This is a genomic window from Aquabacterium sp. TM01 (genome assembly GCF_057808345.1).
Genome location: NZ_AP046529.1, coordinates 17009 through 35443, shown reverse-complemented (window position 1 = coordinate 35443; position 18435 = coordinate 17009). Strand labels below are relative to the sequence as shown.

16 protein-coding genes are annotated in these 18435 nt (G+C 67.5%); 8 read left to right on the top strand and 8 right to left on the bottom strand.

Annotated elements, in window-relative coordinates:
* Nucleotides 1–8 precede the first annotated feature (8 nt).
* The 5 genes from aptA to AC3WW4_RS00325 all read left to right on the top strand — a co-directional run bounded on the left by aptA (nucleotide 9) and on the right by AC3WW4_RS00325 (nucleotide 6946).
* A complete protein-coding gene (aptA, locus tag AC3WW4_RS00345; RefSeq protein ID WP_488826365.1) occupies nucleotides 9–1373 on the top strand; it encodes an omega-aminotransferase AptA in 1365 nt (454 codons plus the stop codon).
* A gap of 67 nt (nucleotides 1374–1440) precedes the next feature.
* Nucleotides 1441–2934, top strand: a complete 1494-nt coding sequence (locus AC3WW4_RS00340) for a CoA-acylating methylmalonate-semialdehyde dehydrogenase (protein WP_488826363.1) — start codon at nucleotides 1441–1443, stop codon at nucleotides 2932–2934.
* A gap of 282 nt (nucleotides 2935–3216) precedes the next feature.
* On the top strand, nucleotides 3217–4335 hold the full coding sequence (locus tag AC3WW4_RS00335; RefSeq protein WP_488826362.1) for a 3-deoxy-7-phosphoheptulonate synthase: 1119 nt from the start codon (nucleotides 3217–3219) through the stop codon (nucleotides 4333–4335).
* 122 nt (nucleotides 4336–4457) lie between these two features.
* The gene (locus AC3WW4_RS00330) at nucleotides 4458–5126 is read left to right on the top strand and encodes a response regulator transcription factor (protein ID WP_488826361.1); all 669 of its coding nucleotides are present in this window, start codon (nucleotides 4458–4460) and stop codon (nucleotides 5124–5126) included.
* Complete coding sequence (locus AC3WW4_RS00325; RefSeq protein WP_488826360.1) at nucleotides 5123–6946, top strand: ATP-binding response regulator; 1824 nt, start codon at nucleotides 5123–5125, stop codon at nucleotides 6944–6946. Before AC3WW4_RS00330 ends, AC3WW4_RS00325 begins: the two co-directional genes overlap by 4 nt.
* A 4-nt stretch (nucleotides 6947–6950) precedes the next feature.
* On the opposite strand, the gene AC3WW4_RS00320 is transcribed toward AC3WW4_RS00325, so the two are convergent.
* From AC3WW4_RS00320 to corA, 8 genes are all read right to left on the bottom strand, one after another.
* The gene (locus AC3WW4_RS00320; RefSeq protein ID WP_488826359.1) at nucleotides 6951–7427 is read right to left on the bottom strand and encodes a MarR family winged helix-turn-helix transcriptional regulator; all 477 of its coding nucleotides are present in this window, start codon (nucleotides 7425–7427) and stop codon (nucleotides 6951–6953) included.
* A 98-nt stretch (nucleotides 7428–7525) separates the two neighbouring features.
* Nucleotides 7526–8863, bottom strand: a complete 1338-nt coding sequence (locus AC3WW4_RS00315) for an MFS transporter (protein ID WP_488826357.1) — start codon at nucleotides 8861–8863, stop codon at nucleotides 7526–7528.
* A gap of 186 nt (nucleotides 8864–9049) precedes the next feature.
* Nucleotides 9050–9688 carry a maleylacetoacetate isomerase gene (gene maiA, locus AC3WW4_RS00310; RefSeq protein WP_488826356.1) on the bottom strand — a complete coding sequence of 213 codons (639 nt, stop codon included), beginning with the start codon at nucleotides 9686–9688 and terminating at the stop codon, nucleotides 9050–9052.
* A 19-nt stretch (nucleotides 9689–9707) separates the two neighbouring features.
* A complete protein-coding gene (locus AC3WW4_RS00305; protein ID WP_488826355.1) occupies nucleotides 9708–10409 on the bottom strand; it encodes a fumarylacetoacetate hydrolase family protein in 702 nt (233 codons plus the stop codon).
* An 80-nt stretch (nucleotides 10410–10489) separates the two neighbouring features.
* Nucleotides 10490–11545, bottom strand: a complete 1056-nt coding sequence (locus AC3WW4_RS00300) for a cupin domain-containing protein (protein WP_488826354.1) — start codon at nucleotides 11543–11545, stop codon at nucleotides 10490–10492.
* Between the two features lie 18 nt (nucleotides 11546–11563).
* On the bottom strand, nucleotides 11564–12766 hold the full coding sequence (locus AC3WW4_RS00295) for a 3-hydroxybenzoate 6-monooxygenase (protein WP_488826353.1): 1203 nt from the start codon (nucleotides 12764–12766) through the stop codon (nucleotides 11564–11566).
* Nucleotides 12767–12940: 174 nt separating this feature from the next.
* Complete coding sequence (locus AC3WW4_RS00290) at nucleotides 12941–14095, bottom strand: MFS transporter (protein ID WP_488826352.1); 1155 nt, start codon at nucleotides 14093–14095, stop codon at nucleotides 12941–12943.
* Nucleotide 14096: 1 nt separating this feature from the next.
* On the bottom strand, nucleotides 14097–15056 hold the full coding sequence (gene corA, locus AC3WW4_RS00285) for a magnesium/cobalt transporter CorA (protein ID WP_488826351.1): 960 nt from the start codon (nucleotides 15054–15056) through the stop codon (nucleotides 14097–14099).
* Nucleotides 15057–15410: 354 nt separating this feature from the next.
* On the opposite strand from corA, the gene AC3WW4_RS00280 reads away from it, so the two are divergent.
* From AC3WW4_RS00280 to AC3WW4_RS00270, 3 genes are all read left to right on the top strand, one after another.
* Nucleotides 15411–16331, top strand: a complete 921-nt coding sequence (locus AC3WW4_RS00280; RefSeq protein ID WP_488826350.1) for a LysR family transcriptional regulator — start codon at nucleotides 15411–15413, stop codon at nucleotides 16329–16331.
* Between the two features lie 87 nt (nucleotides 16332–16418).
* The gene (locus AC3WW4_RS00275) at nucleotides 16419–17651 is read left to right on the top strand and encodes an acyl-CoA dehydrogenase family protein (RefSeq protein ID WP_488826349.1); all 1233 of its coding nucleotides are present in this window, start codon (nucleotides 16419–16421) and stop codon (nucleotides 17649–17651) included.
* 1 nt (nucleotide 17652) lies between these two features.
* The gene (locus AC3WW4_RS00270) at nucleotides 17653–18351 is read left to right on the top strand and encodes a histidine phosphatase family protein (protein WP_488826348.1); all 699 of its coding nucleotides are present in this window, start codon (nucleotides 17653–17655) and stop codon (nucleotides 18349–18351) included.
* Nucleotides 18352–18435: the final 84 nt, after the last annotated feature.

Here is an 18435-nt window from a genome sequence, read left to right as displayed (position 1 = left end):
CTGTGCCCATGCGCTTTGACCCCACCACCGAAACCGCCGACCCCGCCACGCTCGACGGCCTGAGCGCGTCCTGGCTGCCCTTCACGCCCAACCGCTACTTCCAGCGGCACCCCAAGATCGTGGTGGGCGCGAAGGGCGCCTACTACCAGACCTCGGACGGGCGCCAGCTCTTTGACGCGCTCTCCGGGCTGTGGTGCTGCCCGCTGGGCCACGGCCACCCCAAGATCGTCGAAGCCCTGACCACGCAAGCGGCCACGCTCGACTACGCCCCCGCCTTCCAGCTGGCACACCCCGGCGCCCTGAAACTGGCCGGCCGCATCGCCGACCTGGCCCCGGCCGGTCTCAACCGTGTGTTCTTCGCCAACTCCGGCTCCGAGTCGGTGGACACCGCCATCAAGATGGCCATCGGCTATCACCGCCTGCGTGGCGAGGGCGGTCGCTACCGCATCATCGGCCGCGAGCGCGGCTACCACGGTGTGGGTTTTGGTGGCATCTCGGCCGGTGGCATGGTCGCCAACCGCAAGATGTTCGGCAGCGTGATGCTGCCCGGTGTCGACCACCTGCCCCACACCTGGTCCCCCGCCCACATGGCCTTCTCCAAAGGCCAGCCGGCCTGGGGCGCGCACTTGGCCGACGAACTGGAACGCCTGGTGGCCCTGCACGACGCCAGCACCATCGCCGCCGTCATCGTCGAGCCCGTGCAAGGCTCCACCGGTGTGCTCGTGCCCCCCGTGGGCTACCTGCAAAAGCTGCGCGACATCTGCACCCGCCACGGCATCTTGCTGATCTTCGACGAGGTCATCACCGGCTTTGGCCGCCTGGGCACCCCCTTCGGCGCCCAGCGCTTTGACGTCACGCCTGACCTCCTCACTTTTGCCAAGGGGATCACCAACGGCACCGTGCCCATGGGCGGCGTGATCGCCAGCCAGGCCCTGTACGACACCTTCATGGGCGTGAACGCCCCTGACTACGCGGTCGAGTTCATGCACGGCTACACCTACTCGGGCCACCCGCTGGCCGCCGCCGTGGGCCATGCCGTGCTCGACATCCTGCAGGCCGACGGTCTGATCGAGCGCGCCGCCAGCCTGTCCACCGTGCTGGAAGACGGCCTGCACAGCCTCCAGGGCGAGCCGGGCATCACCGACATCCGCAACTTCGGCTTCTGCGGTGCCATCGACCTGGCCCCGTGGGAAGGCCAGCCCGGCCGCCGCGCCATGACCGTGTTCGAGATGGCCATGCAGCAAGGCTTGCTGCTGCGCTTCACCGGCGACACCCTGGCCATGGGCCCGCCCTTCATCGCCACGCCCGACGAGTTGCACCGCATGGTCGATGTGCTGCGCGACGTCGTGCGCCGCACCGCCCACCCGTGCTGAGCCCCCGCCGCATGAGGCCCCATTCCCGCTGCGCCACCCTTTGACGATCCCCTCACCGAGTCTGACCATGTACCCTGTTCACCACCACATCGGCGGCTGCGTGCAGCCTTCCACCTCGGGCCGCACCGCCGACATCTACAACCCCGCCCTGGGTCAGGTGCAAGGCCAGGTCGATCTGGGCACCCCCGCCGAACTCGACCTCGCCGTGGCAGCCGCCCAGGCGGCGTTCCCGGCCTGGTCGGCCCAGCCCCCGCTGGCCCGCGCCCGCGTGATGTTCAAGTTCCTGGCCATCTTGCAGCAGCGCAGCACCGCGCTGGCCGAGCTCATCGTGAAGGAGCACGGCAAGACCCTGCCCGACGCGCTCGGTGAAGTCGCCCGCGCCATCGAGGTCGTCGAGTTCGCCACCGGCATCCCGCAGCTGATGAAGGGCGAGTTCACCGACCAGATCGCGCGCGGCATCGACGCCTGGTCCATGCGCCAGCCCCTGGGTGTGGTCGCCGGCATCACGCCCTTCAACTTCCCCGCCATGGTCCCGATGTGGATGTTCCCCATCGCCCTGGCCTGCGGCAACACCTTCATCCTCAAGCCCTCTGAGCGCGACCCCTCGCCCTCGCTGCTGCTGGCCGAGTGGCTGAAGGAAGCCGGCCTGCCCGATGGCGTCTTCAACGTCGTGCAGGGCGACAAGGCCATCGTCGATGCCATCCTGGCGCACCCGGTGATCCAGGCGGTGAGCTTCGTGGGCTCGACCCCGGTGGCCGAGTACATCTACGCCGAAGGCGCGCGCCACGGCAAGCGCGTGCAGGCGCTGGGCGGCGCCAAGAACCACCTCGTGGTCATGCCGGACGCCGACGTCGGTCAGGCGGTGGACGCGCTGATCGGTGCGGCCTATGGCTCCGCCGGTGAGCGCTGCATGGCGATCTCGGTGGCCGTGGCCGTGGGCGACGTGGCCGACACCTTGGTGGCGCAACTGCGCGAGCGCGTGCAGACCCTGAAAGTGGGCGAGGGCCACCAGCGTGACGCCGAGATGGGTCCGGTCATCACGCGCATGGCACAGCAACGCATCGAAGGCCTGATCGGCCAGGGCATCGCCGAAGGCGCGCAGGCCGTGGTCGATGGGCGCGGCCTGCGCGTGCCCGGCCATGAAAACGGCTTCTTCGTGGGCGGCACCCTGCTCGACCACGTCACACCCGACATGTGCGTGTACCGCGAAGAGATCTTCGGCCCCGTGCTGTGCGTGGTGCGCGTGCCCGACATCGCCGCCGCCGTGAAGCTCATCAACGACCATGAATATGGCAACGGCGTGGCGGTCTACACCCGCGACGGCGGCATCGCCCGCGAGTTCGTGCGCCACATCCAGGTCGGCATGGTGGGCGTCAACGTGCCCCTGCCCGTGCCCATGGCCTTCAACAGCTTTGGCGGCTGGAAGCGCAGCCTGTTTGGCGATCACCATGCCTACGGCCCCGAAGGCGTGCGCTTCTATACCCGCCACAAGGCCGTGATGCAGCGCTGGCCCGACAGCATCGCACGGGGGCCCGAGTTCGCCTTCCCGCAGATGAACTGAACCATGCCGTGGTGCGCGGTGCTCCGAGGCCATCGGCGCACCCTATGACCGTGATTGCCACGCTTCATCCGGCTTGCTTGTGAGCCCTGGGGGAGCGTGCTACATTTATACGCATGCAGATCGTGTCCCGCTTTTATTTTGGCTACTTTCATCTCCAGCCCCTCACCGGCGCAGGAGTGGACGCCTTTTAAGCGAGCCACACACGACCTGAAAACCGCCGGCTCACCCCGGCGGTTTTTTTTCGACATCTTCTGATCACCCCGACCCACAACAGGACGCCACATGACCGCCAAATCCAGCGCCGCAGCCGGCTGGGTCCCCCCCGCCGAGCGCACCTCTGAAACCGACGATGCCCGCATCACCAAAGTGACCACCCTGCCTCCGCCGGAAGCCCTGATCCGCTTCTTCCCCATCCGCGGCACGCCCGTGGAAAAGCTGGTGAGCGACACCCGCAAAGCCATCCGCAAGATCATCCACGGCAAGGATGACCGCATGCTGGTCATCATCGGCCCCTGCTCCATCCACGACCCGGCCGCCGCCATCGAGTACAGCCGCAAGCTGCTGGCGCTGCGCGAACAGTACGCCGACACGCTGGAAATCGTGATGCGCGTCTACTTCGAAAAGCCCCGCACCACCGTGGGCTGGAAGGGCCTGATCAACGACCCCTACATGGACGAGTCGTACAAGATCGACGAAGGCCTGCGCATGGCGCGCCAGCTGCTGCTGGAGATCAACCGCATGGGCATGCCCGCCGCCAGCGAGTTCCTCGACGTGATCTCGCCCCAGTACATCGGTGACCTGATCGCGTGGGGCGCCATCGGCGCGCGCACCACTGAAAGCCAGATCCACCGCGAACTGGCCTCGGGCATCAGCGCCCCGATCGGCTTCAAGAACGGCACCGACGGCAACATCAAGATCGCCACCGACGCCATGCAGTCGGCCTCGCGCCCGCACCACTTCCTGTCGGTCGCCAAGAACGGCCAGGTCGCCATCGTCGAGACAGCGGGCAACCCCGATTGCCACGTGATCCTGCGCGGTGGCAAGGCCCCGAACTACGACGCTGACAGCGTGGCCGCAGCCTGCAAGGACCTGGACGCCGCCAAGCTGCACCCCTCGCTGATGGTGGACTTCTCGCACGCCAACAGCTCCAAGCAGCACGAGCGTCAGGTCGTGGTGGCCAAGGACATCGCCGGCCAGGTCGCCGGGGGTTCCAAGAAGGTGTTTGGCGTCATGGTCGAAAGCCACCTGTGCGCCGGCGCCCAGAAGTTCACGCCGGGCAAGGACGACCCGTCCAAGCTGACCTACGGCCAGTCCATCACCGATGCCTGCATCGGCTGGGACGACTCCGAAGAAGTGCTGCAAGTCCTGTCCGACGCGGTGAAGGCACGTCGCGCCCGCTGAGTCCGGCACTTCTTGGCAGAGGAGCGTCCCTCTGATGGGGGGAAACAGGCCTGTTCGTGAGAGCAGGCCTGTTGCACATGGGCGCCGCAGGTGATACTTGATGACCGTCAAGCGTTCCGCACATGAACCCCCCTGCGCCTTGCTTTCTCCTGGTGGATGACCACGCCCTGTTCCGCACGGGGCTGGGCATGATGCTGGCCGAACACTGGCCCGAGGCGGTCTTGCGGCACGCCGACGATTGGGCGCAGGCGCTGAGCAGCGCCCGGGCGCTGCGGCCGGCCCCGGACCTGGTCTTGCTCGACATCCAGCTGCCCGACGGCCATGGGCTCGACAACCTGGCCCAGTTGCAGGCCCTGTTGCCGGGCTGTCCGATCTTGTTGATGTCGGCCCAGGTCGACGTCGAGCGCCTGACCCAGGCGCAGCAACGCGGCGCCGCCGGCCTGGTGGCCAAAGTGGCCTCGGCCCGCGAGATCGTCGCGGCGGTGCGGGCCGCCTTGGGGGGCGGGGGCATTTTCACCCTGTCTTCGCCGCTGCCTCGGCCCGAGCCCATTCGGGTGCTCGGAGAGGGCGCCCCGCCCGACGAAGTCAGCCCAGAGGGCCTCACGCCCCGTCAGCAGGCCATCCTGGCATACCTGGGACGCGGCACGCCCAACAAGGCCATTGCGCGCCAGTTGGGCGTGAGCGAGAACGAGGTGCGCGCCGAGGTCTCCAGCCTCACCGAACGCCTCAACGCCACCAGCCGGCAGCAAGCCTATGCGGAGGCCGTGGCCCGAGGGTGGGTGGCACCATGAACACCCCGGCCTGGCTGCGCGGCCCGGCCCTCTTGCGTTCCGACACACCACGCTTGCTGGCCGCTCAGCTGGCGCTGCTCGATGGCAATGTGGGCACGGCGCTGCGCGCCTCCACGCTGGCCGCCTGGCTCACGGCCGGGGCGTTCTGGTTCACGCTGGCAGACCGCCGGGTCGTGCTGTGGGCGCTGTGGGCCACCGTGCTGTGCATGGTGGGGTGCCTTGTCCACCGGCGCCTGCCGCGTCCTGAGGGGCCCGAGGGCGAGGCCACCGCTCGGCACTACCGGCGCGTCATCGGGTGGGTGTGCCTGGGCTTGGGCGGAACCTGGGGGGTCTTGCCCTTGCTGTTCATCGACCCGGCGCGGCCGGCTTCGCTGCACATCGTGGTGGGGGTGATGGCGGGCCTGAGCTCGGCGGGCCTGCTGGTGTTTGCGCCGGTCTGGCGCCTGGCGCAGGTGTTCTGGCTCAGTTGCATGCTGCCGCTGGTGGTGGCCTTGTTGCGCTTGCAGGACCCGGTGATGACCTCGCTGGCGATCGGCGGGCTGCTCTACCTGGTGGCGATGGCCCTGTATGCGCGCCAAACCGGGGCCGCCGTGGCGCGGGCCCTGGCCTTGCGGCTGGACAATGACGACTTGGTGCGGCGTCTGCAGGAGCAGACCCAGCAGGCCCAGCAGGCGCGCGCCCAGGCCGAGCAGGCGCAGCAAAAGGCCGAAGAGGCCGACCGCGCCAAGACGCTGTTCCTGGCCTCGGCCAGCCACGACCTGCGCCAGCCCCTGCATGCCGCCGGCCTGTTCCTGGGTTCGCTGGCCCGCTCCGGCCTCAGCGCCCGTCAGGCCCTCTTGCTGGAGCACGCCCAGGCCTCGAACACCGCGGCCAGCGAGATGCTCAACACCTTGCTGGACTTCTCCAAGGTCGAAACGGGCATGGTCCAGCCTCAGCCCCACAGCTTTGCCCTGCAGCCCTTGTTCCACAAGCTGGAGCGCGAGCTGGCTCCGTGGGCGGCCGACAAGGGTCTGAACCTGCGCATGCGCGATACCCCGCTGACGCCGTTTGCCGACCCCGGCCTGGTGGAACTGATTTTGCGCAACCTGCTGCTCAACGCGATTCGCTACACCGAGCGCGGGGGGGTGCTGCTGGCCTGCCGCCAGCGTGCCGGGCGGGCGGTGATCGAGGTGTGGGACACCGGCATTGGCATTCCCCCCGAGGCGCACCAGAGCATCTTTCAGGCCTTTCGGCAACTCGACAACCCACAGCGTGATCGCCGCAATGGCCTGGGTCTGGGCTTGGCCATCGTGCAGGGCTTGGCGCAGGCCATGGGGGTCAGCGTCGAGCTGGTGTCCCGCCCTGGGCGCGGCACGGTGTTTCGGCTGACCCTGCCGCAGGGCTTGAAGCCGCCGCGCATGGCGGAGGACGCGTCCGCCGCGCCGGAGGAGCTACAAGGCCTGCGCGTGCTCCTCATCGATGACGATGAAGGCGTGCGGCTGGCCATGCATGATCTGATGGGGGTCTGGGGGGTGCGGTGCGAGGGGGTGGCGTCCACCGAGGCGGCCTTGCAATGCCTGGCGCAATTCGTACCCGATGTGGTGCTGGCCGATTACCGCCTGCACAGTGCCGACACGGGCATGCAGGCGGTGGCGGCCATCCGGGAGCGCCTGGGGCGCCCGGTGCCGGCCGCGCTGGTCACCGGCGACACCGCGGCCGAACGCCTGCACGAGGCGCAAACGCAAGGCCTGGCGGTGCTGCACAAGCCCGTGCCGGCGGGTTTGCTGCAGAGCCTGTTGCGCGACCTGCAGCAGGCCGCTCACCAGGCTGAGGGGCGGTAGCGGCTCAGGCCTGGCTCGGCGCGCGGCTGAGCACGTTGTTGGCTTCCACCAGGGTGCGCAGCATGTCCATGAAGACCAGGCGTTGCTCGGCGGGCAAGGGCGCGAGCATGCGCAACTGGGCCTTGCGCATGCTGGGGTCGATGTCGCAGAGCAGGGTGACACCGGCGTCGGTCAGGTGCAGCAGGCGCACACGGCGATCGGTGGGGCTGTTGCTGCGGGCGACCAGGCCACGTGCTTCCAGTCGGTCGATCACGCTGCCCAGCGTGGACGTGTCGAAGCCGATGCGGCCCGCCAGCGTGCGCTGATCCAGACCCGGCTCGCGCTGGATGGCGGTCAGGGCGGCGAACTGAACGGGGGTGACGCCAAAGTCCTGGGTCTCTTCGAGAAAGATGGCCACCGCGATTTGCTGCAGTCTGCGGATGTAGAAGCCCGGCAGTTCTTCCAGAGCTTGGGCATCGATCGGAGCGAAAGGAGACGACATGGGCTGGGACAGAGGCAGGGGCATCCGTACGCACGGACGCCCGAGTTTATCGGATGGAAGGGAGGGGGCAGTGTGTCGTCCCCTCCGGTCACGCCGAATCAGTGGGCGTCCACCAAGGTCACGCGGCCGACCTGGGCCATGGTGAACATGGTGATGCCGGCGATCAGGCAGGGGATGCCGACGAGGAGGAACAGGGTGGGCATGCCCATGCCGGCGGCCATCATCCAGCCGCCTGCCATCGAGCCCAGCACCGAGCCGATGCGGCCGATGCCGCTGGCCCAGCTCACGCCGGTGGCGCGGCTGGCGGTGGGGTAGAACGCGGCGGCCAAGGCGTTGGCCCCGACCTGTCCGCCCGACACTGTCACACCGGCACCGAACACGGCCAGCACCAGCAGCGTGGTGTTGCCTGTGCTCTGGCCAATCAGCCAGGTGAAGACGGCGGCCAGGCTGTAGACCACGGCCAGCACACGGGTGGGCGAGAAGCGGTCCATCAGCGGGCCCAGGGCGATCGCGCCCAGCGTGCCGCCGACCTGGAACATGGCGGTGACCAGCGAGGCGTCCTTGAGTGACATGCCGGTGCTGCTGATCAGCGTGGGCAGCCAGCTCGACAGCAGGTAGATCACCAGCAGGCACATGAAGAAGGTGAGCCACAGCTTGAGGGTGCCTGCGCGCAGGGCCGGGGCAAACAGGTGCTTGACGGGAAAGCCGGTGTGGGCCTGCTCGGCCACGGTGAAGGTGACGTCGCGCAGGTCGGCCTCTGGGGCAATGCGTTGCAGGGTGCGGCGCACCTGTTCTGGCTTGTGGGACTTCATGACCAGGTAGCGCACCGACTCGGGCAGGCCGAAGGCCAGCAGCGGCAACAAGATCAGCGGCAGGATGCCGCCGATTTCCAGCACGGCACGCCAGCCCCAGGCTGCCACGACGTGGGCCGCGGCCACGCCACCGAGCGCCGAGCCGATGGTGAAGCCACAGAACATCGTCATCACCAGCATCGAACGGGTGCGTTCGGGCGCGTATTCGGAGCTCAGGGTCACGGAGTTGGGCATGGCGCCCCCCAGGCCCAGGCCGGTCAGGAAGCGCAGCACGATCAGCATCTCCAGCGAGGTGGAGTAGGCCGAGGCCAGGCTGGCCAGGCCGAAGAACGCCACGCACACCATCAGAATGGTCTTGCGGCCGAAACGATCGGCCAGCGGGCCAAAGAGGAAGGCGCCGGCCATGAGGCCACCCAGGCCCGCGCCGAACACGGGCGCCAGGGCGCTGGGGGACAGGCCCCATTCGGCCCGGATGGCCGGGGCGATGAAGCCAATGGAGGCAGTGTCGAAGCCGTCGACGGCGACGATGAGGAAACACAGGATCAGCGTGCTGATCTGTGTCCAGGACAGCTTGTGGGCGTTCAGGAACTGCTGAACGTCGAGGGTTTTGGGGGTGGTGGTCATGGTGTGAGCCTTGCTTGGTCAAGCCAGCAGAGAAACTGCGCCGTAGGCGGTTGGCCTGGCCGCAGCAGCAAAGGCACACGGCCCTTCACGCCTCATGGGCGGGAAAGGCCACGCACGGCCCCCGGGCCGCGCTTGTGGCGCTGCCCGGGGGCGTTGGAAACGAGCGTAACGAGAGAGAGGTGGCGATCAGGCCGCGTCGGGCTGCTGACCGGGTGCGGCCAGACGGAAGGCGTCCAGCTTGGCACAGGCCGCATCGATGGCGCTGATCAGCGGCCAACGGCTGAGGTCCACCTTGAAGCGACGGGCACTTTCCACCTGGGGGATGAGGTACACGTCGGCCAGCGTCGGCGTGTGGCCGAAGCTGAACTCGCCGCGCTGGGTGTCGGCGGCGAGGAGGGCCTCATAGGCATCAAAGCCGGCGGTGATCCAGGTGCCGCTCCAGGCGTTCACGGCGTCATCGTTGGCGCCGAGTTCCTTGCGGATGTACTCGAGGATGCGACGGTTGTTGATCGGGTGGATGTCGCAGCCGACGATGGCGGCCAGGGCGCGCACGCGGGCACGCTCGGTCGCCCCGGCGGGCAGCAGCGCGGGCGTCGGGTGCGTTTCCTCCAGCCACTCGATGATGGCGGGCGACTGGATCAGGACCTGACCATCGACCTCCAGCGCAGGCACCAGCCCTTGCGGGTTGATGGCCTTAAACTCGTCTTTCAGGTGCTGTTCGGTGCGCAGGTCCACGGGGACGTACGTCGTGGCCAGCCCCTTGAGGTTCAGGGCAATGCGCAGGCGGTGCGAGGTGCCGCTGCGAAAGAAGTTGTAGAGCTTCATGAGAGGGCTCCTGTCGGGCTTATTCGGGCGCGCCCACCGTCAGGGCGACTTCGGCCACGCCTTCGACCTGACCGGTGATCTTGTCGCCAGGCACAACGGCGCCCACACCTTCCGGGGTGCCGGTGTAGATCAGGTCGCCCGGTTGCAGGTGATAGAACTGCGACAGGTCGGCGATGATTTCGCGGATGTTCCAGATCAGCTTGTCCACGTTGGAGTGCTGCTTGGTGTCACCGTTGACCTGCAGGGCGATGTCGGCCTTCTCGATGACCACGCCTTCCATCGGGACGATCTCGGTGCAGACGGACGATTGTTCGACGTCCTTGCCCAGGTCCCAGGGACGGCCCTTGTCGCGGGCGACCAGCTGGATGTCACGACGGGTCATGTCCAGGCCGGCGGCGTAGCCGTAGATGACCTTGTGAGCATCTGCTTGCGAGACGCGGAAGCCTTCGGCGCCGATGGCGACGACCAGTTCCATCTCGAAGTGGTAGTTCTTGGTTTCGGGCGGGTAGGCCACGGTGGCACCGCTCAGCACGAGGGTGTCGCGCGACTTGGTGAAGTAGAAGGGGCGCTCGACCGACTTGTCGACCGGGCGGCCCATTTCGACGGCGTGCGCATGGTAGTTGCGGCCGACGAAGAACAGGCGGTTGATCGGGAATTGCTCTTGTTTGCCGCGGATGGGCAGGGACTGAACGGCGGGCGGGTTGAACAGGTATTGGGTCATGGTGTGCCTTTCATGCATGGACCGGGGTGGCTGTGCAGCGACCCCGGCCCGGTGGTTCAGGTGGCGAAACGGGTGTCGTTTCAGCCGCGGTTTTCGTACACGCCCAGCTTGCGGTGCAGCGGGGCTTCGTCGGCCACGAAGAGGAAGGCCGGCTCGCTGGCGGAGCGGTTCTTCAAGGTCACCGCGGTGTAGCCCGGGGCGCAGCAGGTGTCGGCTTCGGCCAGTGTGAACGAAGTGGCTTCGATCTGCACGTCGGCGCTGCCTTCGATCTGGTGGAAGACCTGTGCGGGCGAGCGCGCCGGCAGGCGCAGGCTCTGGCCGGGGCGCAGCATCAGGGCGTAGAAGCCCAGGATGTTCTGCACATCGTCGCCGGTGACCGGGTTCACGTAGGTGACCTGCACGCACTCGGCCTCGGGCTCGTTGTCGGCGATCGACACCAGCGCGGCGCGGGCGTCGGCCCAGGGGTAACGCAGCATCGGGTAAGCCTTGTGGCTGCGCTCGAACACGGTGGTGGGGGCCACGCCGCCACGGCCGAAGGCCTTGACGCCTTCACCTTGCTTGACGGACTGGCTCGGGCCTTCCAGGTGGTAGGACGTTTCCGTGTAGTAGACCAGGGGCAGGTCCAGCACGTCCAGCCACACGACGGGCTGATCGCCGTCGTGGCCGTGCTCGTGCCACAGGCCGGTGGGGGTGAGGATCAGGTCCCCGCGGCTCATCGGGCACTTTTCGCCATCGACCAGGGTCCAGGCGCCTTCGCCTTCCACGACCATGCGGATCGCATTGGGGGTGTGGCGGTGGGCCGGAGCCAGTTCACCGGGCAGCAGCAACTGCATGCCCAGGTACATGGCGGCGCTGGCCTGCATCTTTTCCAGACCGTGGCCGGGGTTGGCCAGCACGAGCACGCGGCGCTCGGCCTTTTCAATCGGGGTCAGCTCGCCGGCCTGGATCAGCAGGGGGCGCAGCGTGGCATACGGCCAGTGGGTCGGCTGGGTCTTGCGGGCCGGCACTTCGGGCGGCAACACGGCGCGCAGACTGGGCCACAGGGGCACCAGGTTCTGCTGGGTCAGGGTGTCGCGGTAGTCCTGGGGCAGGTCTTCCAGGCGGCCCAGGGTGTCAAAACGATCATGGCTTTGCATGAGGGATCCTTGTGAAGTTCAGTCCTGGGCCAGGCAGTTGGTGACATTCCAGCCGTACAGCCACTCGATGGCGTCGTAGAAACGCTCGGGCGTGCGGCCCTTCCACAGGTCATTGCGGATCAGGCGTTCCACCCCCTTGGCGTGGTACAAGCGGCCCATCTCGCGGCCCGACAGCACGATGCGGCCGGTGCGCGGGATACGCGAGCGCTGGTAGTGGTCCAAGGCGGCGTCCCAGTCCTGGTTGTGCACGCGCAGGGCCTCGCCCAGCGTGACGGCATCTTCCAGAGCCATGCAGGCGCCTTGGGCCATGTACTGCGTGGTGGGGTGCGCAGCGTCGCCCAGCAAGGTGGCGCGGCCAAAGGTCCACTGCGGGATGGGTTCGCGGTCGGCGGTGGCCCAGCGCTTCCAGGTCTTGGGCAGCTCAATCAGCTGACGGGCCTTGGGATCGATGCCCTGGAAGTAGCTTTCCACTTCGGCCTTGCTGCCGTCCTTGACGCCCCACTCTTCCTGCTCACGGCTGTGGAAGGTCACGACGATGTTGTACTGCTCGCCGCCGCGCAACGGGTAGTGCACCAGGTGGCAGTTCGGGCCGGCCCACAGGCTGGCGGCGTTCCACTTCAGATCGTCGGGGAACTCGCTCTTGTCGACCACGGCACGGTAGACCACGTGTCCGGTCACGCGGGCCGGGTCGTTGACGTACTTGGCGCGCACCACCGACTTGACGCCATCGGCACCGATCAGGGCCACGCCCTTCCACTGCTTGCCGTTCTGGTCGGTCACGGTGACGCCGTTGGCGTCCTGCTCGACCTGTTCGATGCGGGTGTTGGTGAAGAACTCGACGCGGCCGGTCTCCTTGGCGCCTTCGAGCAGCGACAGGTGGATGTCCACGCGGTGGATCACGGCGTAGGGGTTGCCAAAGCGCTTGCGGAAGTGCTCGTCGGTGGGGATCTTGCCGATCAGCTTGGCGTCCACGGCGTCGTGCATCACCATGTAGTCGGTGAAGACGGCACGCGAACGGGCCTTCTCGCCCACGCCCAGCGCGTCGAGCGCGTGGAAGGCGTTGGGGCCGAGCTGAATGCCGGCGCCGATTTCGCCGATTTCAGGTGCCTGTTCGAACACCTGCACCTGGAAACCCTGGCGCACCAGCGCCAAAGCGGCCGCCAGGCCGCCGATGCCACCACCCGCCACCAGGACGGGGAGATTCGAAACCTTGTCGTTCATGTGCACTCCTCATTGCGCTGACGTTGATAATCAGCATGCTGACGATCAGTATAGTTAGCAAATGATTGCGGCAGATCAAGGAAAACCCTAGGTTCAAACCCGCGAGGTGGCGGTGGCGTCGGCGGTGCGGAATGGTTCGCGTTAAGCGGATCGTGCGGCGGGCGCGGCGGGTCGTCAATCCTGAGGGGCTGAGCGCCCCTGCAGCCACAGCAGGCTGATCGCCAGCAGGGTGAGCCAGGCCCCTTGACCCATCACGCCGACGTGGTCAAAGGCCCAGCCGCTCACCAGCGGGCCCAGCGAGCCGCCCACGGTGTAGCCGGCGATCATGGCGGAGGTGCCCGCCAGCGCCGAGGAGTCGGCAAAGTCATGGGCCACGCGGATCATGCTCAGGGTGTAGAGCGCTCCGCCCACCGCGCCCCACAAGGCGGCACACACCCAGATCAGCGCGGGCCACTGGGTGGCGAAGGCAAAGGCCACGCCGCTGAGCGCCAACACGCCCGAGCCGATGGCAAACAGGCGGCGCGAAGCCACATGGTCGGCCAGCCAGCCCAGCGGGTACTGCAGCGCAAAGCTGCCCATGCCCAGCGCCCCGGCGATCGAGGTGGCTGCGGCCAGGTTCAGTCCGATTTCGGAGCCATAGGCAGAGGTGATGGTGCCCAGCCCCACCTCGAACACCCCGCCGACCACGGCGGCCCACACCAGAACGGGCCGAAAGCGCCATGCGGCCAGCAGGCTCATGGGCTCGCGATCCTCGTGCATGGCCTTCAGGTGGCTCACGGCCGGCACCAGCGTCAGGCTCAGGCCCAGCGCCAGGCCGGCGGCGGCCACGCCATTGGCCTGCAGCGGGCCCAGGCCCAGCAGCCCCGGCAGGAAAGGGCCGATGGCCATGCCCGCGCCCAGAATGGCCTGGTAAAACCCGGTCAGGCGCCCCCGGTGTGTGGCCGGCACGTTGTGCGCAATCAGCGCCTCGGTGGCGTTCCAGGCCGCCGCGGCACCCACCCCGCTCATCAGGCCCAAGGCGCACCACAGCGCGTAGCTGTCGGTCAGCAGATAGCCCAGGCAGGCGATCAGCTCCAGACCCAGGCCCAGGCGGTAGGCCCGGCCCACCCCCACCTTGGCAAACAGGTGGGGCACCACCGGGATCAGCAGCGCCACGCTCAGGAACGAGAGCATGGCAAAACCGCCGATGGCCGTGTTGCTGACGCCCGCGGTCTGCAGGCGCACGGCCAGCACCGGGTTGAGCAGGCTGAAACTCAGCACCACCAGGGCGGTGCCCATCATCACCCGCCACAGGCCCGCGGGCAGGGGCGGCAGTCCCAGCCGATGCACCTTACTTCAACCAGCCTTTGCGACGGAAGAACCAGAACGGCGTCACGATGGACAGCAGCATGAGCCCCAGCGCCAGGGGATAGCCCCATTTCAGGCTCAGCTCGGGCATGTACTGGAAGTTCATGCCGTAGATGCTGGCAATCAGCGTGGGCGGCAGCAAGGCCACCGAGGCCACCGAGAAGATCTTGATGATCTTGTTCTGGTTGATGTTGATGAAACCGACCGTGGCGTCCATCAGGAAGTTGATCTTGTCGAACAGGAAGGCCGTGTGGCTGTCGAGCGAGTCGATGTCGCGCAGGATCTGGCGGGCCTCCTCGAACTGGTCGGCATTGAGCATGCGCGCGCGCATCATGAAGCTCACCGCGCGGCGCGTGTCCATCACATTGCGGCGGATGCGCCCATTCAAGTCTTCCTGGCGTGCAATCGCCGCCAGCGCTTCCCCGGCGGCCTGGTCGTTGACCTCGTCCTTCAGCACCCGGCGGCTGACCTTCTCCAGGTCGTCATAGATGCCTTCCAGTGTGTCGGCCGAGTACTCGGCATCGGCGTCGTACAGCTTGAGCAGCACGTCCTTGGCGTCCTCGATCAGGGCGGGGATGCGGCGCGCGCGCATGCGCAGCAGGCGGAACACCGGCAGGTCTTCGCGGTGCACCGAAAACAGCACGTTCTCGTGGAGGATGAAGGCCACGCGGACGTTGCGCGGCGCTTCGTCATCGTCGATCAAAAAGTCGGAACGGATGTGGATCGCACCGTCTTCTTCATAGAAACGGGCCGATTCTTCCAGGTCTTCGTCGATGATGTCGGCCGGGATCACGAGGCCGAACTTCACGGCGATCCAGCTCTTTTCTTCCGGTGACGGGTCTTCGAGGTCGACCCAGACCGGACGAGCGGTGGTCAGCCCGTCGAGGCTGTCGATTTCTTCCTGAAACAGCCGGCCGTTGGCCAGCGTGAACACGTTGAGCATGGGTACTCCAGCACAGGGGCGGCACGGCGCTCAAGGGCGTGCACGCTCACAGGTCGAGGGAAAAGGGGGTGTCAAGGTTGCCGCCCCCTCCCGCGAGGCCCGCATCGGCACGCTGCCTGAGGCAGCCCGACGGGCCGCACCCGACGCCGCATCCTCATCCGGGGAGGGCGGCCAGGTGGCTGGAGTGGGCGGTCACCGATGGGGACTGTCCAAGGTGATTGCTCCAAAGCGCCGATGAAATCGGCCATCGCGCCATTATCGCGCGCCGTTCTGCCTTGCGGGTGTGGCGATGCACCAAAAAAGTCCGGCATCTGGCTGGCAAGCGAGAAGATGGGGCGGTGTAAGGTGGCGCCCATGGCCAGCCCCTTCACCCGTCTCGATCTCAACCTCTTTCGCGTCATGGACGCCGTGTACGAGCACGGCGGCATCTCGGGCGCGGCGCGCCACCTGCACCTGAGCCAGCCCGCGGTCAGCCATGCGCTGGCCCGCCTGCGCCGCCTGTGGGACGATCCTTTGTTCGTGCGCCAGGGCAACAGCATGGTCCCCACCGAGCTGACGCGCCGCGTGATCGGCGAGGTGCAGGCCCACCTGCGCGGCCTGCAATCCCTCATGGCCCAGGCCGACAGCTTCGAGCCCGCTACCCTGGACATGACCTTGCGCGTAGGCATGCGCGACGTGCTCGAAGCCATCGCCTTGCCGCCTTTGATCGCGCGGCTGGCGCTGGAAGCCCCCCGCGTGAACCTGACCAGCGTGCGCGTGCCCCGCGACGCGCTGGAGCGCACGCTCACCCTGGGCGAGGTGGACCTGGTGATCGACCGTCAGCGCCGGGTGGGCGATCGCATCCGCGGCGAGCACCTGGCCGACGAGACCCTGGCCGTGCTGATGCACGTCGACCACCCATTGGCCGCCGGCCCCGTCAGCCTGGACGACTACTTTGCCTGCCAGCACGTGATGGTGGCCCTGCAGCCCGAACGTCCCGACCCGCTGCAACCGGTATGGGCGGGCCTGGGCCGGGGGCCGCGCGAGGTCATCCTGCGCTGCCAGCATTACTTTGCGGCCGCCAATGTCGTCGCCCACAGCAGCGCCTTGCTGACCTTGCCGCGCACCTACGCCGAAGGCCTGACGCGCGGTCTGCCGCTGGTGCTGCGCGAACTGCAGGCGCCCATCCCGCCCATGGGCATCTGGATGTACTGGCACGCCGACCGCGAAGGCGACCCGGTGCACCGCTGGATGCGCACCTGCGTGGGCGAGGCCGCCTGCCAGGCCATGCGCTGAATGCATGACTTGCGATGAAAATTCATCATTTGATGCACAGCCTGGGGCGGCGTAGCATCGTTTCCCAGACCTCAGGAGACACAGTCCATGGACTTCCAGCCCAGTGAACGCGCCGCCCAGACCGCCCAACGTGTGCGGTCCTTCATCGACACCCACATCGCGCCCATCGAGGCCGAGCACTGGTCCGGCATTCTCAAGCGCCGCCATGGTGGCGAGTGGACCGAATGGCAGATCCCGCCGCGCGTCGAGGCCCTCAAGGCCAAGGCCCGCGAAGAAGGCCTGTGGAACCTGTTCCTGCCCGATGCCGAACTGGGCGCCGGCCTGAGCGTGCTCGACTACGCCTTCAGCGCCGAACAGACCGGCCGCTCCATGATGGCGCCAGAGATTTTCAACTGCAACGCGCCCGACTCCGGCAACATGGAGGTGATCTGGAAGTACGGCAACGCCGAGCAGAAGGAGAAATGGCTCAAGCCCCTGCTGGCCGGCGAGATCCGCTCCGTCTTCTTCATGACCGAGCCCGATGTGGCCTCGTCCGACGCCACCAACATGGCCGCCACCGCCGTGATCGACGGGGATCACATCGTCTTGAACGGCAAGAAATGGTGGTCGTCCGGCGTGGGCGATCCGCGCTGCAAGATCGGCATCTTCATGGCCCTGACGCCCGACGAGAGCAAGGACCGCCACCACCAGCACTCCATGGTGCTGGTGCCCATGGACACCCCGGGCGTCGAGATCAAGCGCATGCTGCCCGTGTTCGGCGAGTACGACGAGCCCCACGGCCACGGCGAGGTGCACTTCCACAACGTGCGCGTGCCCATCGGCAACTTCATCTCCGGCCCCGGTCGGGGCTTCGAGATCGCCCAGGGTCGCCTCGGCCCCGGCCGCATCCATCACTGCATGCGCTGCATCGGCGCTGCCGAAAAATCGCTCGAACTGGCGATCCAACGCGGCCTGGAGCGCACCGCCTTCCGCAAGCCTCTGATCGACCTGGGTGGCAACCGCGAACGCCTGGCCGAGTGCCGTGTCGCCATCGACCAGGCTCGCCTGCTGACCCTGCAAGCCGCCTGGAAGATCGACACCCTGGGCGTGATGAGCGCGCTGACCGACGTGTCGGCCATCAAGGTGGTCGCGCCGACCATGCTGCAAAACGTCGTCGACTTCGCCATCCAGATCCACGGCGGCGCTGGCGTCTCGCACGACACCCCGTTGACGATGTTCTTCAACCAGGCCCGCTCGCTGCGCTTGGCCGATGGCCCGGACGAGGTCCACAAGGGCATGATCGCCCGCCTGGAATTGAAGAAGTACGGGGTCAAGCACTGAGATGGGCGCCATCTACCTCGTGCGCCACGGCCAGGCCTCGTTTGGCAGTGACAACTACGATGCGCTGTCGCCGCTGGGCCATCAGCAGGCTGGCGTGGTCGGCCGGGCGCTGCGGGCGCGCGGCGTGCAGCCCGATGTCGTGTTCAGCGGCAGCATGCAGCGCCACCGCGAAACCGCTGTCGGCGCCCTGGCCGCGCTGGGCCTGAGCCCAGCCCTGCCCGTGCAGACCCTGCCCGGCGTCAACGAGTTCGACCACGAAAACGTCATCCAGGTGGCCGAGCCGCGCTACGCCCGCAAGGCCGTGATGATGGCCGACATGGCCGCCGGGGGGGATCCGCGTCGCGCCTTCCAGAAGTTCTTTCAGGACGCCGTGAGCCGCTGGGTCGGCGGCAACCACGACGACGAGTACGCCGAGCCCTGGTCCGTCTTCAAGCTGCGCTGCGTTACGGCGCTGGACGACTTGGTGCAGGCCACGCCGCCGAAAGGGCAGTCGGTGGTCTTCACCTCGGGCGGCACCATCAGCGTGATGTGCGCGCACCTGCTGGGCCTGAGCGACGCCCAGGCCTTCACCATCAACTGGACCCTGGCCAACACCGGCATCACCAAGATCGTCAGCGGCCGCGATGGCCTGCACCTGGTGTCGGTCAACGAGCACGCCCACCTGGAAGGCGGCGAGCCGGGTCTTCTGACCTATCGCTGACCTGATCGCTCAAACACCCCTGATTCGCGTGGTGCACCCGCATCGCCCGCCGGTGGGTGGCTGCGCCCGACGGTGACGCATGCC